Below are 24,388 nucleotides of genomic sequence, written 5' to 3'. Positions count from 1 at the left end.
CGCGTCGGCTGTGAGCCGGTCGTACGGATGTTGCAAGATGCGAGTCGTGGGAGTGGAAGCGTTGGGTGAACAGACCGCGGTCGGCCGGGTGCTCGGCACCTCCGACGCCACCCCGTTGCAGTTCTGGACGGCCGTGGCTCCGGGCAGCTACCTGCAGCTCGACGACGTGGTGGTGACCACCCGTGAGCTGCCGGACCGGCCACCCGTGCGGATCGCCGGGGTGGTGACCCAGGTGCGCGCCCGGCACGAGGGCGCGGTCTTCGACAGCGACGTCTTCTCGATCGCCGACGGCACGCTGCCCGCCCAGGTGCAGGAGGCCGCCGAGATCACCGTCACCCGGGTCGACCCCGAGCTCTACGTGCCGCCCGCGCCCGGCGCGATCGTGCACCGGGCCACCGGCGACCTGCGCGCCGCCGCGCTGCACTTCGACCGGATGGAACGACAGATCCCGATGGGCACGGGTCGCGACGGCATCCCGGTCTATCTCAACGCCGACTTCCTCGACGGCACCCGGGGTGCGCACGTGTCGATCTCCGGCATCTCCGGCGTCGCCACCAAGACCAGCTTCGCGACCTTCCTGTTGTACGCGGTCTTCAACTCCGGCGCGCTGGGTGGCGACGCGGTCAACGCCAAGGCACTGATCTTCAACGTCAAGGGCGAGGACCTGCTCTTCCTCGACCACCCCAACGTCAAGCTCGACGAGAGGACCGTCGCCGCGTACGCGGGCCTGGGGTTGCCGGCCAAGCCGTTCGACGACGTGCGGGTCTACGCGCCGCCGCGGATGGGTGACGCGTCCGGCACCCCCGACGTCAACAGCCGCCTGTCCGGCGTCGACAGCTTCTACTGGACGCTCGAGGAGTTCTGCGCCGGCTCGCTGCTGCCCTACGTCTTCGCCGACGCCGACGACGAGCGCCAGCAATACACCATGGTCGTGCACGCGGTCACCGCGCACCTGGCCCGGCACGCGGTGCCGGCCGACGGTGGAGTCGCGATCGACGGCACCCGCTTGAGCTCCTACGCCGACCTGGTCGACTTCGTGGTCGCGCAGCTCTCCGACGACGAGACCCGGTTCGCCTGGACGGGCAGCGCGGTCGGGCTCGGCACCGTCAACGCGTTCGCCCGTCGCCTGATCGCGAGCAAGCGCGACCTCGGCCGGCTGATCCGCGGCGACCTGGCCACCCGCCGCCCGCACGCGATCAACACCGACGAGAGCGCCCAGGTCACCGTCGTCGACCTGCACAACCTGCCCGACCGCGCCCAGCGGTTCGTGGTCGGCGTGACGCTCAAGAAGGAGTTCGAGCGCAAGGAGAAGAAGGGCACCGCCAAGCCGCTGCTCTTCGTCGTGCTCGACGAGCTCAACAAATACGCGCCCCGCGAGGGCTCCTCGCCGATCAAGGAGGTGCTGCTCGACATCGCCGAGCGGGGCCGCTCGCTCGGCGTGATCCTGATCGGCGCGCAGCAGACGGCCAGCGAGGTCGAGCGCCGCATCGTCACGAACTCGGCGGTGCGGGTGGTCGGCCGGCTCGACCCGGCCGAGGCGTCGCGCCCGGAATACGGCTTCCTCCCGCCCGCGCAGCGGCAGCGGGTGCTGCTGGCCAAGCCCGGCACGATGTTCGTCAACCAACCCGACATCCCGGTGCCGCTCTGCCTGGAGTTCCCGTTCCCGTCCTGGGCCACCCGCCATTCCGAGGCCGGCGCCGCGCCGAGCGGCTCGCTGCGCTCGGTCACCCAGTCCGCCGACCCGTTCGCGGTGGTCGGCTCGCGGTCGGGCGCGCTGTCCGACGACGACATCCCGTTCTAGGAGGCTGATCCGGTGCGCGTCCTGCACACCTCCGACTGGCACGTAGGCAAGGTCCTCAAGGGACAGTCGCGGGTCGAGGAGCACGTCGCCGTGCTCGCCCAGGTGGTCGAGATCGCCCGCGCCGAGCAGCCCGACCTGGTGATCGTGGCCGGCGACCTCTACGACACCGCGGCGCCCTCGCCGGAGTCCACCCGGCTGGTCACCCGCGCCCTCTCGGCGCTGCGCCGCACGGGCGCCGACGTCGTCGCGATCGGCGGCAACCACGACAACGGCGCCGCGCTCGACGCCCTGCGCCCCTGGGCCGACGCGGCCGGCATCACCCTGCGCGGCAGCGTCCGCGACAACCCGGCCGAGCACGTCATCGAGGGCACCACGCAGGCCGGTGAGCGGTGGCGGCTGGTCGCGCTGCCATTCCTGTCGCAGCGCTACGCGGTCCGCGCGGTCGAGATGTACGACCTGACCGCGGCCGAGGCGACCCAGACCTACGCGGACCACCTGGCCCGGCTGCTCGGCAAGTTGACCGAGGGGTTCAGCGAGGCGGGCGTGGTCAACCTGGTCACGGCGCACGTCACGGTGGTCGGCGCCAGCCAGGGCGGCGGGGAGCGGGAGTCGCAGACGGTGCTCGGCTACGCAGTCCCGGCCACCGTCTTCCCGACCAACACGCACTACGTGGCGCTCGGTCACCTGCACCGCGCCCAGACGGTGCTCGGACCGTGCCCGGTCCGCTACAGCGGCAGCCCGCTGGCCATCGACTTCGGCGAGGGTGAGAACGTGCCGGCCGTCTCGGTGGTCGAGGTCACCGCCAAGACCGCCGCGAAGGTACGCGAGGTGCCGGTCACGGCGGCCGCCGCGCTGCGCACCGTTCGGGGCTCCCTCGAACAGCTCGCTTCGTTGAAGACCGGCGACGCCTGGCTGCGGGTCTACGTGCGCGAGTTGCCTCGGGCCGGCCTGCGCGAAGAGGTCCAGGAGATGCTGCCGAAGGCGCTCGAGGTGCGGATCGACCCGGACATGATCGCGTCGACGCCCGGCCCACGGGCGGAGGAACGCGCCGGGCGCTCACCGCGCGACCTGTTCGCCGACTACCTTGCCAGCCGCGGGGTTTCCGACGAGGGCGTGCAGGAGTTGTTCGACGAGCTTTATGAGGAGACATCCGCATGAGGCCGCTGCGCTTGGACATGGCCGGGTTCACCGTCTTCCGCGACGAGACCACCGTCGATTTCATGGACGCCGACTTCTTCGCGTTGGTCGGGCCGACGGGGTCCGGGAAGTCGACCGTGCTCGACGCGATCTGTTTCGCCCTGTACGGGCAGGTCCCGCGGTGGGGGAGCAGCCGGGGCATCGCCAACGCACTGTCGCCCTCGGCGACCGAGGCCCGGGTGCGGCTCGTGTTCGAGTCCGGCGGCGCTCGCTACGTCGCTACCCGGGTGGTGCGCCGCGACAGCCGGGGCAACGTAAAGACCGGTGGCGCCGGACTCCAGCAGATGCCCGACAACTTCGACGTGTCCAAACTCGACACGGGAATGACCCCGGAGGACCTCGGCGACGTGCTGGCCGGCACCCCGGCCGAGATGGACGAGGCGGTGCTGCACGCCGTCGGGCTGCCGTACGAGCAGTTCACGAGCTGCGTCATCCTGCCCCAGGGGCAGTTCGCCGACTTCCTGCACGCCAAACCCGCCACCCGCCAGCAGATCCTGGTCAACCTGCTCGGCCTGCACGTCTACGAAGAGGTGCAGAAGCTCGCCACCGCCCGCGCCCAGCAGGCGGACGCCGACCTGCGGGCCGTCGACCAGCTCCTGGCCGGGCTCGACGACACCTCCGACGAGGCGCTGGCCGAAGCGGCCGAGCGGGTCGAGGCCATGCTGACGCTGGCGACCCGGGTCACCGACGAGATGCCCGCACTCGACGAGGCGCGACAGACGGCCCTGTCGGCGGCGGCCGGGCTGTCGGCGATCGACGACGAGATCGCGCTGCTCGACCGGGTCCGCGCTCCGCGCGGGGTGGCCGCCCTGGCCTCGGCGGCCGCCGAAGCCCGAGACGCCGCCGAGGCGGCCGCCGACGCGGTGACCGCCGCCGAGGAGCACGAGGAGAAGCTGCGCGGCGAGCTCGCCGCGGCCGGCGACGCGTCGGCGCTGCGCCTGTTGCTGCGCGCGCACGAGGAGCACGACGCGGTCGTCGCCGAGTCGACGTCCCTCCACGACGGACTCGAGGCCGCCACCACGGAGCACCGCACCGCGGCGGCGGCGCTGGAGAAGGCCCGTGCGGCCGCGCTGCGCACCGCCAGCGAGCTCGACGCCGCCCGGCGCGCCTACCAGGACGCCCAGGCTGCCGACCGGGCTGGGGCGCTGCGCGTACACCTGCATGCGGGTGCACCCTGCCCGGTGTGCGAGCAGCCGGTGACGGCGGTGCCGGCGGTCCCGGCGACCTCGGCGGTGCCCGCCGCGGAGCAGGCGGGGCACGCGGCCAAGGCCGCCGACGAGAAGGCACAGGCCCAGGTGGTGGAGCGGGAGAAGGCGGCCCGGGCGCTGGAACGCACGCTCGACCGGGCGCGCGCCCAGCACGAACAGCTCGCGTCCCGGCTGGCCGCCCTCGACGCCCAGCTCGCGACGTCGCCCGGCGTCGCCGCCCTGCGGCGGGAGCTGACCGCCCTGGCAGGGCTCCAGAAGTCGCTGGACGCGGCGGTCGCGGCGCTGAAGTCGGCCCGCGAGCAGGCGCGCACCGCGGTGGCCGCGCGCGCCGCGGCGGAGCAGCGGTTGACGCGCGGGTGGCAGGAGTTCGACGCCGCCCGCGACGCGGTCGCCCGGTTCGCGCCACCGGCGGCGGCCCGCGACGACCTGGCCGAGTCGTGGTCGGTCCTGGCCGACTGGTCGGTGTCCGAAGTGGAGAGCCGTCGCACCGCTCGCGCCGCGCTGGCGGCCAGCGCGGCCGACGCCGACGCCGCCGTCGAGGTGGTGCGGGCGCGGCTCGACGCCGCCTTCGTCGAGGCCGGGCTCCCGGCGCCCGACGACCACGTCCGGGCCGCGACGGTCGCCGTCGAACGGGCCACGGCCGCGCACGACCGGGTCGAGGAGCGGCGGGCGCAGGTGCGCGGGCTGCTGGACAAGCGGGTGACGCACGAGCGCGACGGCCAGGTGGCCAAGGCGTTGGCCGGCCACCTGCGGGCGAACAACTTCGAGCGCTGGCTGCTGGAGGAGGCGCTGGACCTGCTGGTCGAGGGCGCCTCGCGGATCCTCCGGGAGTTGTCCGGCGGACAATACGATCTCGTACACGAGAAGGGCGAGTTCTCGGTCGTCGACCACCACGACGCGGGGCTGCGCCGGGGCGTCCGCACGCTGTCGGGCGGCGAGACGTTCCAGGCGTCGCTGGCCCTGGCGCTGGCGCTGGCCGAGCAGCTCGCCGGGATGTCGACCTCGGCCGCCAGCCTGGAGTCGATCCTGCTCGACGAGGGTTTCGGCACACTGGACGCCGCGACGCTGGACACCGTGGCCGCGACGCTGGAGGGCCTGGCCGCCCGCGGCGACCGGATGGTCGGCGTGGTCACCCACGTGCCGGCGCTGGCCGAACGCGTCCCGGTGCGGTTCGACGTCAGCAAGGACGCCCGGTCCGTCGCGCACATCACCCGGAGCGGGATATGACGGAATACTTCATCGACAACTGGGACCCGGCGTACGGCGCGTCCTTCGAGGCGGCGCCGGTCTCGCAGAGCACGGCCCAGGTCAACACCGACGTGGAGCTACCGGCGGCCGCCTGGCGACCGCTGACCGCCCCGCCGACGGTGCGGGCGCCGGACGTGGTGCTGCTGGTCGACGGCGTGCGCCGGATCGACGCGACACTGTGGACCCGCGAGGAGGACGGCACGTCGCATCCGGGCCTGGCTGCCTCCTACGCGGCGGGCGTGGTCCGCTGCGACCTGCGCGCGGGCGCCGCGACGCTGGCCGGCACGCTGGTCGAACGCGGTCTGTTCACCACGTCTCCGACGGCGACGGACATCGTGGCGGGCTCGGTCCGATACGGCGTGCGCCAGATCAACGGCGCTCCGGACCCGGCCCGGCTGGTGCCGGCGGTGCAGGGGCCACTGACCGCGCTGGAGGTGGCGATCTCGACGTCGGTCCGCGGCGAGTCGGAGGACCTGCTGGTCCTGGACGGCCCGCTGCGCAACCGCCGCCAGCTCAGCCGCACGATCGGCTACGTGAAGACGCAGCAGAGCCAGTACCTCGACGCGGCCCTGACCAACGTCGTCACGGCGCTGCGCCCGGGCGAACGCTCACCGGTCTTCCTGATGGGCACGGCGTGGGGCGGCTACTCGTGGTACCTGCGGCTCCCCGGCCCGGCCGGCGCACCGTGGGCGGGCATCGTGCGGGTCGAGTGCACGACCGAGATCCCGGCACAGGAGGCGATCGAGCTGGCCGACCTCTCCCTGGTCACGCTGCCGCGGTTCGCCTCGAACCCGTACAAGGACCCGCGCGCACCCCAGAACCTGATCCCGATCGCAGGCCTGGAACGCCGCCTACGAGCCCTACTCGGCGACTCCCGCCTTCTGCACCGCGCCCTGACCCTGGCCGCCGCCCGCAGCGCCGTGGTACCCGCAACTCTGTAATCATGCGAAACTGGACGCGGAGGTGAGTGATGACGGTGGCAACGCTCGACTGGGCTTCCCTAGGGCCGTGGAATGAGGACGACTTCTTCCAGCTAGGCGAGACCCCCAACCGCATCGAACTCATCGACGGGAGCCTTCTGGTGAGCCCCGCGCCGACCATCCGCCATCAACATCTGAGCTACCTGCTCACGCAGGCTCTCACCGGTGCGGCTGGCACTGTCGATCTAGCTGTTTACCAGGCCGTGAATGTGCGCCTCAAGACGGACCGGATCGTCATTCCGGACCTTGTGGTGACCGATCCCGACGTCAGCGGATTGGTTGTGGAGGCGGCTGAGGTCAAGCTGGTCTGTGAGATTGTTTCGCCCAGCAACGCAGTCGCTGACCGGGTCACCAAGATGCGGCTCTACGCGGTTGCCGCTATTCCGTGGTACCTGCTCGTAGAGAACGACGAGTCTGGATTGTTGCTGCGCCTCTTCCAGTTGCGGGCCGAACACTACGTCTTGACCGCCGAGGCGCGGACCGGCCAGGTCCTGCACCTCAATGACCCGGTCGTCGCCGATCTAGTTGTCGATCAGCTCGCCTAGGCAGCACCGCGTGCCGCTGGCGCCGGACGTACCGCGTGCTCGAAGTGCAGTTCTGGGTCGACGACGTGGTCGGCCCTGAGGATTTTGACGTCGGTGTGGTAGTTCATCGAAGTCAGCCACGGTAGGCGGTCGCCCTGGCGGGGCAGTTGGTCGATCACCCGGCGGATGTAGCCCGCTCCGAAGTCCAGGAACGGGCGCGTGGGCATGTTCGGGTCGGCCGGCTCCGGTCGGCAGAGGTCGTAGCCGTGCTTGTCCATGTGGGCCAGCAGCAGGCAGAAGTGTTCGCACAGCAGCCCGACCTTGAGCGTCCACGACGAGTTGGTGTAGCCCACGATGAACGCGAAGTTCGGCACCCCGGACAGCATCATGCCCTTGTACGCGATCGTGTCCGCGACGGCGACCGGCGACCCGTCGACGGTCAGCGGTATGCCGCCCAGCGCCTGGACCTGCAGGCCCGTCGCGGTGACGATGATGTCGGCCGGCAGTTCCTCGCCGCTGCCCAGCCGGATGCCGTTCTCGGTGAACGTCTCGATCCGGTCCGTGACCACCGAGGCGGTGCCCGCGCGGATCGCCTTGAACAGGTCGCCGTCCGGGACCAGGCACAGGCGTTGGTCCCACGGGTCGTACGGCGGCCGGAAGTGCTCGTCGACCGGGTAGCCCTCCGGCAGCTGGCGGGCGTTGAGCCAGCGGATCACCCGGCGCGCCCGCTCGGGGTGGCGTTGGCAGAACTTCCAGATCGAGCGCTGCATCGCGATGTTCTTCCGCCGGGTCAGCGCGTGACCGCGGACCGGACCCAGGTATTTCTTCAACGCGTTGCCGATGGCGTCCCTGGTCGGCATCGACAGGATGTAGGTCGGGGTGCGCTGGAGCATCGTCACGTGCGCGGCGGTGTCGGCCATCGCGGGGACGATGGTGACCGCGGTCGCGCCGCTGCCGATCACCACGACCCGCCTGCCCGCGTGGTCCAGGTCGGCCGGCCAGTGCTGCGGGTGCACGATCGTGCCGCGGAAGCGCGAGCGGCCCGGGAACTCCGGCGTGAAGCCCTGCTCGTAGCGGTAGTAGCCGCCCGCGCAGAACACCCAGTTGGCGGTCATCGTCACGGGCTCGCCGGCGCGGTCCACCGAGACTGTCCACAGTGCCGTTCCGGAGTCGAACGCCGCAGCGCGTACCCGGTGGTGGTAGCGGATGTGCGGGTCCAGGCCGTTCTCCGTCGCCGTCTCCCGCAGATAGGCGAGGATCCGCGGCGCCGAGGCGATGGCCTCCTTGTCGCGCCAGGGCTTGAACGCGTACCCGAAGGTGTGCAGGTCGGAGTCCGACCGTGTGCCGGGATAGCGGAACAGGTCCCAGGTGCCGCCGGACGCGCCGCGGGCCTCGAGGATCGCGAACGTCTTGCCCGGAAGCTCCGTCTTGAGGTAGCGCCCGGCCCCGATGCCGGAGATCCCGGCACCGATGATCAGCACATCGAAATGCTCCACCGCCATCTGTTCATGGTCGACCGTGCTCGCCGCCCACGCGCCGGACGATCTGCACCGTTATCGAGGCTGGCCAGGTGCGAACTGCACCACTAGCGTGACGGCATGTCGTGGGACCCGCCGTCGCCCCGGGTGCGGGAGCTGATCCGTCAGGGCGCCGAGATCGCGCTAAACCCGCGCCCCGAGTGGCTGGCCGAGATCGACGCGGCGACGTTGGCCGGTGAGGCGCGCCGGGCGATCGCCGGTGACCCGGTGCTGGCCGCGGCCACCCGTCGCACCAACCGGTCCAACCTGCTGTTCTGGGCGGCGGCCAACGTACGCGCGCCCGGCCAGCCCGTGCCGGCCAACGACGACGCGGCGCCGCTGGCGATCGCCCGTGACCTCGTCCGTCGCGGGCTCGACGAGTCGGCGCTGGACTCCTACCGCGTCGGCGAGGCGGTCGCGGCCCGGCTGTGGACCCAGATCGCCTGCACGCTGACCACCGACACGACCGAGCTCCGGGAGGTGCTCGACGTCTCGCTGCGGTCGATCGCCGCCTTCGTCGACGCCACGGTCGCCGCCATCTCGCTGCGGATGCGCGCCGAGCGGGCCGCGCTCACCCAGGGCAGCCACGCCGAGCGGCGCGAGACGGTCATCCTGCTGCTCGACGGCGCACCGGTGACAAGTGCCGAGACCCGGCTCGGGTACGCCCTGGACCGCACCCACACCGCCGCGGTGGTCTGGACCGACGACCCCGACGCCGACCTGCGCCAGCTCGACCGGGCCGCCGACGCGCTGGCCGGGGCGGCCCGGCCGCTGAGCGTCATCGCCAGCGCCGCGACCCGCTGGGTGTGGGTGCACGGCCGGCCCGACCCGGGCGACCTGCGCGTGTCCCTGGACCGGCTGCCGGCCGTGCGGGTCGCGCTCGGCTCACCGGCGGCCGGCGTCGACGGTTTCCGTCGCAGCCACCACGACGCGCTGACCACCCAGCGCCTGCTGGCCCGGCTCACGCCGGCCCATCGGCTGGCGGCGTTCGACGAGGTCGAGTTGGTCGCGCTGGTGACCCAGGACGCGGAAGGCGCCGACCGGTTCGTGACGCGCACCTTGGGTGCGCTGGAGACGGCGCCGGTGGAGCTCCGGGCCGCCGTGCGGGCCTTCATCGCCGAGCAGTGCAACGCATCCCGGGCCGCTGCCCGCCTGTTCACCCACCGCAACACCCTGCTGCGGCGGCTGGCCCGGGCCGACCGGCTGCTGCCCGCCCCGCTCGCGGGCCGCGCCGTGGAAGTCGGCGCGGCCCTCGAGATCCTGCACTGGCGGGGTTAGAAGGGCGTCCAGCCGTCGCGGTACGCGACGGAGGTGAGGGCGACTTCCTCGTGCAGGCCGCCGGGCACGGGTTCGACCCGCAACCGGGCCGGCCGATCGACCAGCACGCACATCTGCTCGCCCGGCCACCACCAGCCGCACGAGCGGGCCAGGTCGGCCCACACTCCGAAGTGGTCGGTGGCGCCCGGAGACCAGTCGGCCAGGTCGAGCCGCCGCAGCGTGTCGTAGTAGCCGATCCAGCAGGCGTCCTGCTGTCCGTACCAGCAGACCGGTGTCGCCTGGCCCAGCGTGGCCCGCACTTGTTGCCGGAATCCGCTGCCCAGACTGCGATGCAGGGCTCCGCGGACCGACTGATGGAGCACCACGGCCAGCGGTACGCCACGGGCCAGCGCGTCCAGCGGCGGCAGCTCGGGCCAGGGTTCCTTGCTCTTGCCGGGTTTGCGGGCCGGTGACAGTTCCGGGTCGGCGTACCCGACCCCGGCGCTGAGCGCGGCCCGCAACCGGGACGCCACCGTGGCCAGGTCGCTGGCCAGCGACGGACGGCCCCGCGGGTCGCGGATCCACCGGTAGAGGTCGTCCAGGGTGGGCCAGCCGTCGACCAGGGCGAGTGCCTTGGCGGGGGAGTCGACCCACTCGAACCGGGGACGCGGTCGGGACATCCGGGCGTAGATGGCGGTTACGGACCGCTGCGCGGTCTCCCGGTCGGCGGGCACGGTCGACAGGCCGTGTTCGAGCCATTCCCGGCGGATCAGAGAAGCTTCCCGCCAGACCTCGGCGGCAGAAGCGAGGGCGGCGTCTTTGCGCCGCACCGGCGCGGTCATCGCGCGAGGGCGTCAGCGCCCTTTCGGTTGGAGATCATTCGCATATGGTCCACCACCGCGCGACCGGCCCGCAAGAGGGGTCTCGCGTTGGTAAGGTCCCCCAGGTCACAGCCGTCCCCTCAGCTCGGAGTCGCAATGATCATTTTCGGTGTGTCGGTCTTCTACATCTTCGGCCTGATCGGCACCGGGCAGTTCCACTGCCCACATTGCGGCGGCGACCGGGAATACGAGCACCGCACCGCCCGCCGGTTCTTTACGCTCTTCTTCCTGCCGGTGATCCCGCTGGACAAGGTCGGCGAGATCGTCAAGTGCAAGACCTGCCGCACCAAGTTCGATCCCGTCGTGCTGCACCGCGCGACCACCGCGCAGCTCGCGAGCGCGCTCCCGGCGGGCATGCGGGCGGCCGCCGCCCTGGTGCTGCGCGCCGGCGGAGCCAACGAAGCCGCGATCCGTGCGGCGGTCGACGCGGTCCACGAGGCCGGTGAGCCGGGCTACGACGCCACGCAGCTGATGGCCGACGCCCAGCAGCCCACCGAGCTCGCGGTCGAGCCGCTGCGTGGCCTGGCTGCCAACTTCACCCAGGACGCGTGCGAGCGCCAGCTGGCCAACGCGGTCCGGGTCGCCCTCGCCGATGGTCCGATCAACCAGTCGGAGCGCGAGGCGATCGGCTGGATCGCCGGCCAGCTCGGCATGACCCCGGCCCACGCGACCGGTGTCATCTCCACGGTCGAGCAGTCCATCAACCGCTAGAGGTCGAAGACCTCGATCACCCGGGTCGTCGGGGCGGCCTCGCCGATCGCTTCGCGGTGGGCGAGCCGCTCCGGGTCGGCCATGAAGGACTCCAGGCCGGCGCGCGACGTGAAGCGGATCAGGTGCACCTCGGCCGTGCCGTCGCTGCTCCGGGTGCGGCGTTCGAGCGTGCCGCCGTGGCGGCCCAGCAGCGCCAGCACCGCGTCCTCGTAGCGCTGGCCGGTCTCCGGACGGCCCTCGACGAACTCGACGACGGCGGCCAACAGCAGGCCGGAACCGGGCCGCTCCAACCAGACCTCGCCGGGCCACCCCGGCCGGTCCGGCTCCTTGAGATGGTGTTCGGCGAAGCCGTGCCGCGCGTAGAAGCCGGCGGCGCGGTCGTTGCCGGCCAGGTACGACAGCCGCACCGGCCGCCCTCCGGCCCGCTCGACCAGGCTGGACAGCAGCGCTGAGCCCACGCCGGTGCCCTGCGCCCCGGGCCGCACGTAGAGCTTCCACACGATCGGCACCGCACCGCGCACGTCGAGGTTGCCGACCCCGACCAGCTCGTCGCCCTCCGCCGCGACGAGCAGGACGGTGGTCTCCAGCGAGCGCACGACGGCCTCCGGCGACCACCAGGTCGCGAGCCCGTGTGCGATGTACTCCTGGCCGGCGAACGCGTACGTCGCCGGCCAGGTCTCGTGCCCGATCGCGACGATCCGCTCGACGTCTCCGGGCTGGGCGTCTCTGATCTCCATAGCGACCCAGCCTGCGCCACCGGTCGGCTCAGATCAACAGCCCACCGGTGGCCCGGATGTTCTGGCCGGTGATCCAGCCCGCGTCCGCGGTGGTCAGGAACGCCACGACGGCGGCCACGTCGTCCGGCCGCCCGAGCCGCCCGAGCGCGGCCTCCGCGGCCGACTGGGCCAGCGCCTCCGCGCTGTTGTTGGCCCGCAGCAGGTCGGTGTCGGTGGCACCCGGCGAGACCGTGTTGACGGTGATCCCGCGCGGTCCCAGCTCACGCGCCGCCACCGCCGTCACCTGCTCCAGCGCGGCCTTGCTGGCGCAGTAGAGGACGTTGCCCGGCGCCGCCGCGATCGTGTTGATCGTGGAGATGTTGACGATCCGGCCACCGTCGCGCAAGAGCCTGGAGGCGCGGGCGATCGCCAGCAACGGGACCTTCGTGTTGGCCGTCATCGCACGGTCGAACTCCTCGGACGTGACGTCGGCGATCGTCGCGGGCACGATGACGGCGGCGTTGTTGACCAGGATGTCGAGTCCATCGTGGACAGGAGCGAACATCGCGTCCAGACAGGAGACGTCGGTCTGGTCGGCCCGCACCGCGACCGCGCCCGGGCAGCGTGCGACCACCTCGTCGGCGGCCACCTTGTCCCGCAGGTACGTGAAGACGACGCGATGGCCGGCCGCGGCCAGCCGCTCGACGATGGCGCGGCCGATGCCGCGGGAGCCGCCGGTGACGAGTGCGGTGGACGTCATGCCCTTCGACGTTACGCACCGGACGGCCGCGCGGGAACCTAGCGCCCGTCCTCCAGCGCGTACGCCACGGCCGAGCCGAAGTTGTCGGCGGTGCCAAGAGCCCAGGCCTCGGGGTGCAGCCGGGCGTCGAGCTCCGGTCCGCCGCTGTCGGGCCAGGCCGGCACGTACGCCCGCATCCATGCGGCTCCGGTCACGGTCTGCAGCTTGCGGGCCGCCGAGACCAGCCTGACCGCCCGTTCGGTGTCGCCGCCGCGCGCGGCCAGGTTGGCCATCGCCTCCAGGAAGAGGCCCGCACCGGGCTCGTCGCCGGCCTTGGCCGAGACGCGCAGGCCGGACGCCAGGTTGGTGGCCGCGGTCTCCGCGTCGCCACTGGCGAGCGCCGCGACGGCCAGGCTGTAGAGCGCGACGACCTCGCCGAGGTGGTCGTTCGTCTTGCGGGCCAGCCGCAGGCCGTCGGCGAACTGCTCGGTGGCCGCCGCGAAGTCGCCTTCGCTGAGCGGGACCAGACCGAGCCGGGTGTAGTAGAGCGCGATCATCCACTCTTCGCCCAGCCGCTCGCTGATCTGCCGCGTCTCGTCCAGCAGATCCCGGGCCAGGTCGTAGTCGCCACGGGCGAGGGCGAGCTGGCCCAGCATCCCGGCCGTTCGCGCGGTGGCGTCCTCGTCGCCGATTTCGCGCAGCAGCGGCAGGGCCTTCTCGAGCTGAGCGCGGCCGCGGACGAGCTGCCCGGTGATGAACGACATCGCGCCGTCGCCGAAGATCAGCCGCGCGTACGCCTTCGGCGAGAGCATCTCCGCCTTCTCCATCACCCGCTCGATGTTGCGCGCGCCCTCGTCGCTGCGGCCGCGCAGCCACCAGAGCGCCCAGACCACCCAGCCCAGCCGCACCGCGTCCTCGAGCTGGTCGGTGTCGATGAACCAGGTCATGGCCGCGCGTAGGTTGTCCTGCTCGCCTTCCAGGATGTTGAGCGACTCGGGATCGGTCGCCGTGCGGCCCAGCGGCGGGGAGGTGCGCTCGGCGAACTCCAGGTAGTGCCGGGCGTGCCGGTCGTGGGTGTCCTTCCAGTCGCCGGCCTGACGGAGCTGCTCGAGCGCGAAGTCGCGGATGATGCCGAGCATGGTGAAGCGCGGCTCCCGGTCGCCCGTCTCCTGCTTGACCAGGCTGCTCTCGACCAGCGAGGTGAGGGCGTCCAGGCCCGCGTAGCGCTCGGGCACGCCGGCGACCGCGCGCGCGGCGTCGAGGTCGAAACCGCCGGCGAACACCCCGAGCCGCGCGAACAGCTCCTGCTCGCGCCGGGGGAGTAGCTGGTAGCTCCAGGCGATCGCGTCGCGCAGGGTGCGCTGGCGGGTGGGCAGGTCCCGGGCGCCGCCGGTCAGTGTGCCGAGGCGGCTCGTCAGCCGGTTGAGCAGGGCCTGCGGGGTGAGCACCCGCACCTTGGCGGCGGCGAGCTCGACGGCCAGCGGCAGGCCGTCGAGCCGGCGGACGATCTCGGCGATGGCCACCGCGTTCTCGGGGCTGACGGCGAAGTCGGCCTTGACGGCACGGGCGCGCTCGACGAACAGGCGGGCTGCGCCGTCCCGGCGGACCGCCGTCGTCGGGTCCTCGTTCAGCGTCGGGACGGGCAGCGGCGGCACGGCGAACACGTGCTCACCGGTGAGCCGCAGCGGCACCCGGCTGGTCGCCAGCACCGTGACGCCGGGAGCCGCGCTGAGCACGGCGCCGAACACGGGCGAGGCCTCCGCCACGTGCTCCATGTTGTCGGCGACCAGCAACAGCGAGCGGTTGCGCAGGTAGGTGACGATGTCCTCGATCGGGGGGCGGTTCGGCACGGTACGCAGCCCGAGCGACTGCGCCAGCGCGGCGGGCACCACGTCGGGGTCCGTGACCGCGGACAGGTCGACGAACCGCACGCCGTCGGCGAAGGTGTCGCGCAGCTCGGAGCCGAGCTCCATCGCCAGCCGCGTCTTGCCCACGCCGCCCGGGCCGATCAGGGTGACCAGCCGCACGTCGTCCTCGGTCAGCAGCTCGCGCAGCGCACGCTGCTCCGTGGTGCGGCCGAGCAGCGGGTTCGGCGGGATGGGCAGCTCGTCGCGCGGCAGCGCCTCGGGCTCGGCCTGCTGGACGGGCCGGGGGTTGAACCGCTCGGTGAGCAGTAGCGCGATGTCCTCACCGACCACCCGGCGCAGCTCGTCGGCCGAGCGGAAGTGGCGGTAGCTGACGCGGGCGTCGTCACGGATCCGGTCGAGCAGAGCGGTCAGCCGGGGGTCGCGATTCGGTGCCGGCGACTTGACGTAGATCAGCTTCGGCAGGTGGCCGGACATCAGGTACTCGTCCTCGAGTCCGGAGAAGGTGGCGTCGGGCGCCGTCCAGCCGTAGCTCTCCCAGTAGACGCCGATGAAGAGCTGGCTCTGCTCGAGGTACGCGCGGTAGACGTCGCGGGGAGCGTGTGGCCGAGCTCCCAGCTCGAACATCACGGGCACGAGCCGCATGCGGGAGATGGCGTCGCGGACGGCGAGCCGCTCAGGCTCGAGCTCCTCCAGCGTCGACGAGACGAACACCCGCAACCGGCGGTCCGGTGTATGGATCACGTTGCGCGCAGTGGAAACCGGCTCGCCAGAGCTTGCCATGAAAAACCATCACTTCCCCCCGTACGGTCACCGAACGTACCTGCCAACAGTGGCAATCCGTAGAACGGGTCTCAAGAGAGCGCTCCCATAACGATATGGGAACGCTCCCATCGATTGGTATTGACGCCGACGAAACGTGTCGGCAATCTCGTGGGAGCGCTCCCGGGAACCGTGGAACACGACGCATCCGGGTTTCGCCGACCAACCCCACCACTTGCATCTCCTGACCTGAGAGGGGTCCTGGATGAGCGTCAGCGGACGCGGAAGCAAGCTGGTCGCGCTCGCCGCAAGTGCCGCACTCGTACTCGGAGTCGCTGCCTGTGGCAGTGACGACGGCGACAGTGGCACCAGTGCCGGCGGCAAGCCCGACAAGCTGGTCCTCGAGACCTTCAGCGAGTTCGGTTACGACGAACTGGTCAAGCAGTACGAGAAGGACACCGGCATCAAGGTCGAGCTGCGCAAGACCGCCCAGCTCAACGAGTACCGTCCCAAGATCGTGCGCAGCCTGGCCACCGGCAAGGGTGTCGCCGACGTCGTCGCGCTCGAAGAGGGCATCCTCAACGAGTTCAAGACCAACCCGGCCAACTGGGCCGACCTGACGCCGCTGGTCAAGGACCACAGCACGGAGTACCTGCCGTGGAAGTGGGAGCTGGGCAAGGCAGCGGACGGCCGGCTGATCGGCCTGCCGACCGACGTCGGCAGCCTCGCGGTCTGCTACCGCACCGACCTGTTCAAGGCGGCCGGCCTGCCGGTCGAGCGCGACGCCGTCACCGCGCTCTGGCCCGACTGGCCGGCGTTCATCGAGACCGGCAAGAAATACCGCGAGAAGACCGGCAAGGGCCTGCTCGACTCGGTCACCACCGCGGCCAGCGCGATCACCATGCAGATCGGCGGCGACATCTTCTACGACGCCGAGGACAACATCGTCGCGGACAAGAGCGCGTCGGTGAAGGAGGCGTGGGACACCTCGCTGAAGATGGTCGACGCCAACATCACCGCGAAGACGGCCACCTGGTCGCCGGAGTGGAGCGCCGGCTTCAAGCAGGGCACGTTCGCCGCGACCTTCTGTCCTTCGTGGATGCTCGGCATCGTGCAGGACAACTCCGGTCCGGAGAACAAGGGCAAGTGGGACGTCGCCGGTGTGCCCGGCAAGTCCGGCAACTGGGGTGGCTCGTGGCTCGCTGTGCCTGAACGAGGGAAGCACAAGGCCGAGGCCGCCAAGCTCGCCGAGTACCTGACCAGCGCCACCAGCCAGGTGGCGGCGTTCAAGCTCAAGGGCCCACTGCCGACCAACCTGGAAGCGCTGAAGAACCCGGACTTCCAGTCGTACACGAACCCGTACTTCAACAACGCGCCTACCGGCAAGATCTTCGGCGGCAGCGTCGAGGGCATCAAGCCCGTCCACCTCGGCCCGAAGCACCAGGCCGTGAAGGAACAGGCGATGGAGCCCGCCTTGCGGGCGTACGAGAACGGCGAGGCGAGTGCCACCGCCGCCTGGGACCAGTTCATCAAGGACGCCGCGACACAGGGCGCCTTCTGACGGAACCCGACCGGAAGGGCCCTTCTGTGCGAAGGGCCCTTCCGCACGGTCGTCCGGGCTCGACGGTCCAGAAAGGACACCCTCATGGCACTCGCCACGCCCGCGCGCCCGGCGGCGCCCGCGCCGACCGGGCCGCCCCGGCACCGGAACACCGGCAGCGCCAAGCGCGCCCGCTGGGACATGAAGTACTCGCCGTACCTCTACATCGCCCCGTTCTTCATCGTGTTCGGCATCTTCGGGCTCTACCCGATGGTCAAGACCGCCTGGATGTCGCTGCACGACTGGGACCTGATCGGCGATCACACGTTCATCGGCTTCGACAACTACGTCGAGCTGTTCAAGGACGACTACTTCTGGAACGCGCTCGTCAACACGCTCGGCATCTTCGTCGTCGCGACGGTCCCGCAGCTGATCCTCGCGCTGTTCCTCGCCAACCTGCTCAACCGCACCCGGCTGCGCGGCAAGACGTTCTTCCGGATGGCCATCTTCGTACCCAACATCACCTCCGTGGCGGCGGTGGCGATCGTCTTCGGGATGCTCTTCCAGCGTGACTTCGGCGTCGTCAACTGGCTGCTCGGCCTCGTCGGCGTCGACGCGATCGACTGGGACGCGCAGCGGTGGAGCTCGTGGATCGCGATCGCGTTCATGGTCGACTGGCGGTGGACCGGCTACAACGCGCTGATCCTGCTGGCCGGCATGCAGGCGATCCCGCGCGACCTCTACGAGGCGGCCTCGATCGACGGCGCCAACCACTGGCGGCAGTTCTGGCGGATCACGCTGCCGATGCTGACGCCCACGTTCGTGTTCGTCGTGCTGCTGTCGACGTTCGGCGGCCTGCAGCTCTTCACGGAGCCGCTGCTCTTCGGCAACGGCAACATGCGCGGTGGCACGCAGCGGGAGTTCCAGACGCTCGCCATGTACATGTACGAGAAGGGCATCAACAGCCTCAACACAGCCGGATACGGAGCCGCGATCGCCTGGGCTCTCTTCGTGCTGATCGGCATCATCGCCGCGATCAACCTGGCCGTCGTCCGCCGTACCGTGAAGTGAGGGAGCCCACGATGGTCGCGGCCTCCGCCCGCCTGTGGAAGACCAGCCCGCTGACGTACATCGCGCTGGTCATCGCCGTTCTGGCGTCGATCTACCCGTTCTACTACATGTTCGTCATCGCCACCCGCAGCCTCGACGCCATCAACTCGGTGCCGCCGCCGATCACGCCAGGGGAGGCGTTCGGCGCGAACTTCGAGCGGGTGCTCGACAACGCGAACGCCAACTTCTTCAAGGGCGTCGTCAACTCGGTCATCGTGTCCTCGGTGGTGACCGTCGCGGTCGTGCTGACCGGGACGCTGGCCGGGTTCGCCTTCGCCAAGCTGCGGTTCAAGGGCCGCAACGGGCTGCTGCTCGCCATCGTCGTGACGATGATGGTGCCGACCCAGCTCGGGCTGATCCCGCTCTGGGAGATGATGCAGGACCTGCGCTGGTACGACACGCTGTACGCCGTCACGGTGCCGTTCCTGGTCAGCGCGTTCGGCGTGTTCATGATGCGCCAGTACGCGACCCAGGCCGTCTCGGACGAGCTGATCGAGGCCGCGCGGGTCGACGGGTGCAGCACGTTCCGGATCTACTGGAACGTCGTGCTGCCCGCGTTGCGCCCGGCCGCCGCGGTGCTCGGCCTGCTCACCTTCATGGACACCTGGAACCAGTTCCTCTGGCCCTTCGCCGCGCTGACCAACGAGAACCCCACCCTCCAGGTGTCGCTGGCCTTCCTGTCCTATGCCTACTACACCGACTACTCACAGGTCTTCGCCGCCACCGCGGTCGGCACCATCCCCCTGTTGCTCGTGTTCGTTCTCTTCGGCCGTCAGATCGTCGGCGGCATCATGGAAGGCGCCGTCAAGTCGTGACAACGTTCCCACCGGATTTCCTCTGGGGCGCCGCCACCGCGGCTTATCAGATCGAAGGAGCGGCCGACGAAGACGGGCGTACGCCCTCGATCTGGGACACCTTCAGCCACACCCCGGGCCGGACCGCGGGCGGCGACACGGGTGACGTCGCGTGCGACCACTACCACCGCGTCCGCGACGACGTGAAGCTGATGGCCGACCTGGGGCTGCGCTCGTACCGGTTCTCGCTGTCGTGGCCGCGGATCCAGCCCGGCGGCACCGGCCCGGCGAGCCAGCGGGGGCTGGACTTCTACCGCGGTCTGGTCGACGAGCTGCTGGAGAACGGCATCGAGCCGTGGGTCACGCTCTACCACTGGGACCTGCCGCAGCAGCTCGAGGACGCGGGTGGCTGGCCGTCGCGGGACACCGCCCGGCGGTTCGCGGACTACGCGGCGCTGGCCCACGAGGCGCTCGGCGACCGGGTGAAGTTCTGGACGACGTTCAACGAGCCGTGGTGCTCGGCCTTCCTCGGCTACGGCTCGGGCGCGCACGCTCCAGGCCGCACCGACGCGGCCGACTCGGTGCGGGCCGCCCACCACCTGCTGCTCGGGCACGGCCTGGCGCTCCAGGCGATCGGGTCGGCGGGGATCACGCTCAACCTCTACGCGATCTCGCCGGAGTCGTCGTCGGCGGCGGATCGTGACGCGGCTCGGCGGATCGACGGGCTGGCCAACCGGATCTTCCTGGACCCGTTGCTGTGCGGTACGTATCCGGCCGACGTCGTGGCCGATCTGTCCGACGTGACCGACATGTCCCACGTACGCGATGGGGATCTGTCCGTCATCTCTTCACCGTTGTCGCTCCTGGGCGTCAACTACTACAGCCGGCACGTGGTCGGGGCGCCGGTCGCCGGGGTCGAGCCGTCGCCGTACTGGCGGAAGCAGACCTGCTGGCCCGGCAGTGAGGATGTCCGGTTCGTCACCCGTGGGCTACCGGTCACCGATATGAACTGGGAGATCGACGCGCCCGGTCTGGTCGAGACGCTGACCAGGCTGCGCGCGGAGTACCCGGCGGTGCCGCTCTACGTGACCGAGAACGGTGCCGCGTTCGTCGACGAGGTGGTCGACGGGGAGGTGTCCGACCCCCAACGGGTGGCGTACTTCGACGCCCATCTGCGCGCCTGCCATGAGGCGATCGAGGCCGGAGTGCCCCTGCGGGGCTACTTCGCCTGGTCGCTGATGGATAATTTCGAATGGGCGTGGGGCTACACGAAGCGTTTTGGCATGATCCATGTCGATTACGCGACGCAGCTCCGCACGCCGAAGACCAGCGCCAGGTGGTACGCCGACGTGATCCGACGTAACGGACTGGCCGCAGAATAAGGCCGCCTGCGGAGGAGTTAACGATGACGACCCAACGAACCCGGTCCCTCGGCCGCCCGACCCTCGACGCGGTGGCCGCGCGGGCCGGGGTCGGCCGGGGCACCGTCTCCCGGGTCGTCAACGGCTCGCCGCAGGTCAGCCCCGAAGCCCGGGCGGCGGTGCAGGCGGCGATCGCCGAGCTCGGCTACGTGCCCAACCGCGCGGCCCGGGCGCTGGTCACCCAGCGCACCGACTCGGTCGCCCTGGTCGTCTCGGAGTCCGAGGAGCGCGTCTTCGGCGAGCCGTTCTTCGCGGCGATCGTGCGCGGCGTGAGCTCGGGCCTGCTCGACACGTCGATGCAGCTCTGGCTGGCGATGGCGCAGTCGCCGGCCGAGCGCGAGCGGATCGAGCACCACCTGACCAACCAGCACATCGACGGCGTCCTGCTGTTGTCGTTGCACGACGCCGACCCGCTGCCGACGCTGCTGGAGCAGCGCGGTCTGCCGGCGGTGCTCGGTGGCCGGCCGGCCCGGATGCTGCAGCCCGACGCGCAAGAGGCGTACTACGTCGACGTCGACAACGCGGGCGGCGCCCGGCAGGCGGTTGAATACCTGTTCGGCCGGGGCCGCCGCCGGATCGCCACGATCGCCGGCCCGCAGGACATGGGCGCCGGCGTCACCCGGCTCGCCGGTTACCGCGAGGCGGTCGCGGCCACCGGCGCGCAGGTCGACGAGAAGCTGATCGCGTACGGGGACTTCAGCGAGGCCAGCGGCACGGCGGCGATGCGCCGGCTGCTCGAGGACAACCCGAACCTGGACGCGGTGTTCGCGGCTTCCGACCTGATGGCGTACGGGGCGGTGCGCGCGCTCCAGGAGGCGGGCCGTTCGGTGCCATCGGAGGTCTCCGTGGTGGGATTCGACGACGCCCCGATCGCGCGCCAGGCCAACCCGCCGCTGACGACGGTGCACCAGCCGATCGAGGAGATGGGCCGCGAGATGGCCCGGCTGCTCGTGGCTCGCATCCGGCGCGAGGAGATCGCCGAGCCGCACGTCCTGCTCGACACGTGGCTCGTCGAGCGGGAGAGCGCGTAGTGGTGGTCGAGGTCCGCGAGTACGACCCGGCCTGGCCTTCTTACGCCCTGGTGGCTCTTGACCAGGTGCGGGCGGCGCTGCCGGGGTTGCTGGTCGCCGCGGAGCACATCGGCAGCACGGCGGTGCCTGGGTTGGCGGCGAAGCCGGTGATCGACCTGATGGCGGCGACGGACTCGCTGTCGGCGGTGGCGGCGGAGTCGGCCGCGCTCGCGGCGATCGGGTTCGTCCGGACTGGGACGATCATGCCGCAACGACTGTTCTACGTGCGGGAGGGCGAGCCGGTCGGCTATCACCTGCACATCGTGACGGCGGCGTCCTGGGCGACCCGCAACCAGCGGATCCTGCGGGACCACCTGCGCGAGACCTGCGCCGACCGGGACGCCTACGGCGCGCTCAAACAGTCGCTGGCTGCCGCGCCTGACCAGGACCGCGACGCGTACACCAGGGCCAAGACGGCCCTGATCCAGCGCATGGTCGACACGGCTCGCACGGCCCGCGGCCTGCCGCTGGTCTCCGTCTGGGAGGAATGACCTCTCAGAACCGCAGGGCGGTGGCGAGGCGGTGGATGATCGCCTCCTCCGCGGCGTTGCCGGGGCCGTCGGGCGGGGCGTGCTCGGTGATGGCCGCGCCGACCACGTTGTCGATGCCGGCGAGCAGGTCGACCAGCCGGTCCGGCGCGACGCCGTCGGGTTCCGGGTAGCCGACCGAGGTGAACGCCGTGGGGTCGAGGACGTCGAGATCCACGTGTACGTAGACCGGGCCGGTGATGCCGTCGACCGCGCGTTCGAGGTCGGCGACGCCGTGGCCGCGGATTCCCGCGCTGTGGAGGTAGGCGTGCTCGCTCGGGTCCCCGGCCCGGAGGCCGGCGATGACCACCTGCGCCGGGCGCAAAGGCTCGTCCGGCAGCAGCGGCGCGGGGCCGTCGCCGAGCAGGGTGCGCAGGATCATCCCGTGGAACGACCCGGACGGCAGGGTACGCGGCGTGTAGAGATCGGGATGCGCGTCGAACCACAGCACGGTGAGCTCGTCGCCGTAGCGTTCGCGCGCGGCGGCGATCGGAGCGAGGTCGACGCCGCACTCGCCGCCGGCGGTGAGCACCGGACCGTCGATCGCGGCGAGCGCTTCCCGGGTCAGGGCCAGGTTGTCGACGAGCACGTCGAGCGCGCGCACGCCCTGGTCGAACTCACCGGCGTCGTCCCGAACCGGCACGGTGACCACCGCGCCACCCGCCGAAACCCGCGCCGCCGTGCGCCGCGCCCCGACCGCCAACCGCCGAGCATTGCCGGCACTCGACCCCTGCCACTGCGGCACACTCAAGACCGTCACCATCCGGCGACGCTACCGACGTTCGTCCGGCAGGTCGAGTGCGGCTAGTCGGGTCAGGACGCCGACGACGTGGGTGAGGTCGTGCCAGACGTAGACGCCTTCGTCCGGATCGCGGCTCAGCAGCTCACGGACGGACTCGACGTCGTCGGTCAGGTCCCCGACGGTGACCTGCGGGGGTTCGCCGTCGAACCGGTGGGCCTTGCCCGGCCAGACCGTCCAGTAGAGGCCTCCGTCCAGGTCGACCTGCGGCCCGTGCCGCCGCTCGACCTCCCGCAGCAGCAGGTCCAGCGCGGACCGGAGCTCGGCGACGGAGACGACGGGTGTCACTGCTGGGCTCGCCATTCGTCGGCCAGCATGGCGAAGTCGACTTCTGTGGTCCACTCGCCCTTGAACCATTCGTTCTGCACCAGGCGGGCCGCGCTCCGCATGCCCAGGCGGCGCAGGACCTTCACCGTCCGCGGCCGATCGAGGTGGCTTGCGCCGGACACACCTAGGCGAGTCCAGCTACCGAGATGTCCAACGGCAGGGGCTCGGTGGTGGAGAGGTGCCCGCCCGGTCCGGCCTCGGCCGCGAGCACGTAATGCTCGCCGTGGAGCACGAACAGCCGAAGCACCGGCGTCGTGGCTTCGGTCTCGACCAGGAGATATGCCGGGATCCCCGCCATCGCGTAGAGCTGCATCTTCAGGACCCGGTCAGCGATGGCGTTGCTCGGTGAAACGATCTCGCCGACCAGTCGCACCTCGGAGGCTTCGACCACCGAGCCTTCTTCGTCGGTGTCGGCGACCACGAGGTCTGGAATGACAACACGATTGGCCTTGAGACGGAGGTTGACAGCCTCGTAGACGATCAGCCCAGCGGGCTCGGCGGTGTTGTCGAGCATTGCCGCCAGCTTGCGGCTCACCCGCTGGTGGCGCTTGCTCGGGGCCGGACTCACGAGAAGGCTCCCGTCGAAGAGCTCGATGCGCTGGAGGGTCTCACCAAGGTCGAAGTACTCGTGTTCGGTCCAAGGCCCGACATGTTCTAGGGATGGCGCCGTCACGGCTGGTGCACCTCCCGCCCCTTCTCGTAGTCCTCGTCATAGTTTGGCACGCGCCTCGTCAGCGTGGCGTGCCCGAAACGGACGTCGACGTCCCGAGGTCAACCCTGGGCTCGCCACTCCTCGGCCAGCATGGCGAAGTCGACCTCTGTGGTCCACTCGCCCTTGAACCATTCGTTCTGCACCAGGCGGGCCTCCTGGCGCATGCCCAGGCGGCGCAGGACCTTGGCTGACGGCTCGTTGCGTTCGTCGATGCGGCCGATGACGCGGTGCAGGCCGAGGTCTTCGAAGGCCAGCCGCAGTACGGCGCGGGAGGCTTCCGTCGCGTACCCCTTGCCCTCGAACTCGGGGTTGACCACGTAGCCGAGCTCGCCGCGGCGGTGCGTGCGGCTGTGGAAGAACAGGACGACGTCGCCCACGAGTTGGCCGGTCTCGGCCAGTTCCGCGCCCAGGGTCAGCGCCTGGCCCTCGTCGGTCAGGGAGGTGACGGCCCACATCCCGGCCAGCCGGTCGGCGATCACCTCGCGGTCCATCGGCTCGAACGGCACGTAGCGGCAGACGTCCGGCAGGCTCCGGTAGGCCAGCAGGGCATCCGTGTCGGCGGCGGTCAGGGGGCGCAGCAGCAGGCGCTCGGTCCGGACGGGGTAGGTCGGGTGCAGCTCGAGCTTCGGTTCATCCAGCACCACGCCATGGTGCCAAGCCCGAGCCGGGCTCGCATCCAGGT

23 protein-coding genes are annotated in these 24,388 nt (G+C 71.0%); 13 read left to right on the top strand and 10 right to left on the bottom strand.

What is annotated here, in order from left to right; genetic code table 11:
• The first annotated feature begins 37 nt into the window (after positions 1-37).
• Genes AB0J88_RS18760 through AB0J88_RS18740 form a run of 5 tightly spaced genes read left to right on the top strand, consistent with a single transcriptional unit; the run spans position 38 to position 6,979 of the window.
• On the top strand, positions 38-1,801 hold the full coding sequence (locus tag AB0J88_RS18760) for an ATP-binding protein (protein ID WP_364342727.1): 1,764 nt from the start codon (positions 38-40) through the stop codon (positions 1,799-1,801).
• 12 nt (positions 1,802-1,813) lie between these two features.
• Entirely contained in the window at positions 1,814-2,959 is a 1,146-nt protein-coding gene (locus AB0J88_RS18755) for an exonuclease SbcCD subunit D (protein ID WP_364342730.1), read from the top strand.
• A complete protein-coding gene (locus tag AB0J88_RS18750; RefSeq protein WP_364342733.1) occupies positions 2,956-5,433 on the top strand; it encodes an SMC family ATPase in 2,478 nt (825 codons plus the stop codon). Before AB0J88_RS18755 ends, AB0J88_RS18750 begins: the two co-directional genes overlap by 4 nt.
• On the top strand, positions 5,430-6,395 hold the full coding sequence (locus tag AB0J88_RS18745) for a hypothetical protein (RefSeq protein WP_364342736.1): 966 nt from the start codon (positions 5,430-5,432) through the stop codon (positions 6,393-6,395). The genes AB0J88_RS18750 and AB0J88_RS18745 overlap by 4 nt, the downstream gene beginning before the upstream one ends.
• A gap of 29 nt (positions 6,396-6,424) precedes the next feature.
• Positions 6,425-6,979, top strand: coding sequence for a Uma2 family endonuclease (locus tag AB0J88_RS18740; RefSeq protein WP_364342739.1), 555 nt, complete (start codon positions 6,425-6,427; stop codon positions 6,977-6,979).
• Here the strand turns inward: AB0J88_RS18740 and AB0J88_RS18735 are convergent.
• Complete coding sequence (locus AB0J88_RS18735; RefSeq protein ID WP_364342742.1) at positions 6,976-8,460, bottom strand: NAD(P)/FAD-dependent oxidoreductase; 1,485 nt, start codon at positions 8,458-8,460, stop codon at positions 6,976-6,978. The two genes, AB0J88_RS18740 and AB0J88_RS18735, sit on opposite strands and share 4 nt — an antisense overlap.
• Before the next feature lie 96 nt (positions 8,461-8,556).
• Between AB0J88_RS18735 and AB0J88_RS18730 the strand changes: the two genes are divergently transcribed.
• Positions 8,557-9,753, top strand: a complete 1,197-nt coding sequence (locus tag AB0J88_RS18730) for a PucR family transcriptional regulator (RefSeq protein ID WP_364342745.1) — start codon at positions 8,557-8,559, stop codon at positions 9,751-9,753.
• Here AB0J88_RS18730 and AB0J88_RS18725 read toward each other — a convergent pair.
• Positions 9,750-10,574: a DUF6745 domain-containing protein gene (locus AB0J88_RS18725; RefSeq protein ID WP_364342747.1), complete on the bottom strand. Its 825-nt coding sequence runs from the start codon at positions 10,572-10,574 to the stop codon at positions 9,750-9,752. The two genes, AB0J88_RS18730 and AB0J88_RS18725, sit on opposite strands and share 4 nt — an antisense overlap.
• 135 nt (positions 10,575-10,709) lie before the next feature.
• Between AB0J88_RS18725 and AB0J88_RS18720 the strand changes: the two genes are divergently transcribed.
• Positions 10,710-11,324 (top strand): zinc-ribbon domain-containing protein, encoded by a 615-nt coding sequence (locus AB0J88_RS18720; protein WP_364342750.1) that lies wholly within the window; start codon positions 10,710-10,712, stop codon positions 11,322-11,324.
• Here the strand turns inward: AB0J88_RS18720 and AB0J88_RS18715 are convergent.
• From AB0J88_RS18715 to AB0J88_RS18705, 3 genes are read right to left on the bottom strand one after another with little or no spacing between them, the layout of a single operon-like run.
• Positions 11,321-12,061: a GNAT family N-acetyltransferase gene (locus AB0J88_RS18715; protein ID WP_364342753.1), complete on the bottom strand. Its 741-nt coding sequence runs from the start codon at positions 12,059-12,061 to the stop codon at positions 11,321-11,323. The genes AB0J88_RS18720 and AB0J88_RS18715 overlap by 4 nt on opposite strands.
• Before the next feature lie 28 nt (positions 12,062-12,089).
• Positions 12,090-12,800, bottom strand: a complete 711-nt coding sequence (locus AB0J88_RS18710) for an SDR family oxidoreductase (protein ID WP_364342756.1) — start codon at positions 12,798-12,800, stop codon at positions 12,090-12,092.
• 38 nt (positions 12,801-12,838) lie between these two features.
• Entirely contained in the window at positions 12,839-15,388 is a 2,550-nt protein-coding gene (locus AB0J88_RS18705; protein ID WP_364342759.1) for a DUF4062 domain-containing protein, read from the bottom strand.
• 283 nt (positions 15,389-15,671) lie between these two features.
• Here AB0J88_RS18705 and AB0J88_RS18700 point away from each other — a divergent pair, with 283 nt between their 5' ends.
• The 6 genes from AB0J88_RS18700 (at position 15,672) to AB0J88_RS18675 (ending at position 21,832) form a co-directional block, all read left to right on the top strand.
• Positions 15,672-16,967, top strand: coding sequence for an extracellular solute-binding protein (locus tag AB0J88_RS18700; protein ID WP_364342762.1), 1,296 nt, complete (start codon positions 15,672-15,674; stop codon positions 16,965-16,967).
• An 84-nt stretch (positions 16,968-17,051) separates the two neighbouring features.
• Positions 17,052-18,017, top strand: a complete 966-nt coding sequence (locus AB0J88_RS18695) for a sugar ABC transporter permease (RefSeq protein ID WP_364342765.1) — start codon at positions 17,052-17,054, stop codon at positions 18,015-18,017.
• A gap of 11 nt (positions 18,018-18,028) precedes the next feature.
• Entirely contained in the window at positions 18,029-18,871 is an 843-nt protein-coding gene (locus AB0J88_RS18690) for a carbohydrate ABC transporter permease (protein ID WP_364342768.1), read from the top strand.
• Positions 18,868-20,232 carry a GH1 family beta-glucosidase gene (locus tag AB0J88_RS18685; protein WP_364342771.1) on the top strand — a complete coding sequence of 455 codons (1,365 nt, stop codon included), beginning with the start codon at positions 18,868-18,870 and terminating at the stop codon, positions 20,230-20,232. The genes AB0J88_RS18690 and AB0J88_RS18685 overlap by 4 nt, the downstream gene beginning before the upstream one ends.
• A 23-nt stretch (positions 20,233-20,255) precedes the next feature.
• A complete protein-coding gene (locus AB0J88_RS18680) occupies positions 20,256-21,302 on the top strand; it encodes a LacI family DNA-binding transcriptional regulator (RefSeq protein ID WP_364342774.1) in 1,047 nt (348 codons plus the stop codon).
• Positions 21,302-21,832 (top strand): GrpB family protein, encoded by a 531-nt coding sequence (locus tag AB0J88_RS18675; RefSeq protein WP_364342777.1) that lies wholly within the window; start codon positions 21,302-21,304, stop codon positions 21,830-21,832. Before AB0J88_RS18680 ends, AB0J88_RS18675 begins: the two co-directional genes overlap by 1 nt.
• A 4-nt stretch (positions 21,833-21,836) precedes the next feature.
• Here AB0J88_RS18675 and AB0J88_RS18670 read toward each other — a convergent pair whose 3' ends face one another.
• From AB0J88_RS18670 to AB0J88_RS18650, 5 genes are all read right to left on the bottom strand, one after another.
• The gene (locus tag AB0J88_RS18670; RefSeq protein WP_364342779.1) at positions 21,837-22,631 is read right to left on the bottom strand and encodes an arginase family protein; all 795 of its coding nucleotides are present in this window, start codon (positions 22,629-22,631) and stop codon (positions 21,837-21,839) included.
• 9 nt (positions 22,632-22,640) lie between these two features.
• Positions 22,641-22,955 carry a hypothetical protein gene (locus AB0J88_RS18665; protein ID WP_364342782.1) on the bottom strand — a complete coding sequence of 105 codons (315 nt, stop codon included), beginning with the start codon at positions 22,953-22,955 and terminating at the stop codon, positions 22,641-22,643.
• Positions 22,952-23,116 carry a GNAT family protein gene (locus tag AB0J88_RS18660; protein WP_364342785.1) on the bottom strand — a complete coding sequence of 55 codons (165 nt, stop codon included), beginning with the start codon at positions 23,114-23,116 and terminating at the stop codon, positions 22,952-22,954. The genes AB0J88_RS18665 and AB0J88_RS18660 overlap by 4 nt, the downstream gene beginning before the upstream one ends.
• A 2-nt stretch (positions 23,117-23,118) precedes the next feature.
• Positions 23,119-23,667, bottom strand: a complete 549-nt coding sequence (locus tag AB0J88_RS18655; protein ID WP_364342788.1) for a Uma2 family endonuclease — start codon at positions 23,665-23,667, stop codon at positions 23,119-23,121.
• A gap of 98 nt (positions 23,668-23,765) precedes the next feature.
• Complete coding sequence (locus tag AB0J88_RS18650; protein ID WP_364342791.1) at positions 23,766-24,347, bottom strand: GNAT family N-acetyltransferase; 582 nt, start codon at positions 24,345-24,347, stop codon at positions 23,766-23,768.
• Between the last annotated feature and the right edge of the window lie 41 nt (positions 24,348-24,388).

The organism is Asanoa sp. NPDC049475, assembly GCF_040676915.1.
Lineage (GTDB): Bacteria > Actinomycetota > Actinomycetes > Mycobacteriales > Micromonosporaceae > Asanoa.
Note: the sequence above shows the minus strand (reverse complement) of the source record. Positions and strands in the feature narration are given on the sequence as shown.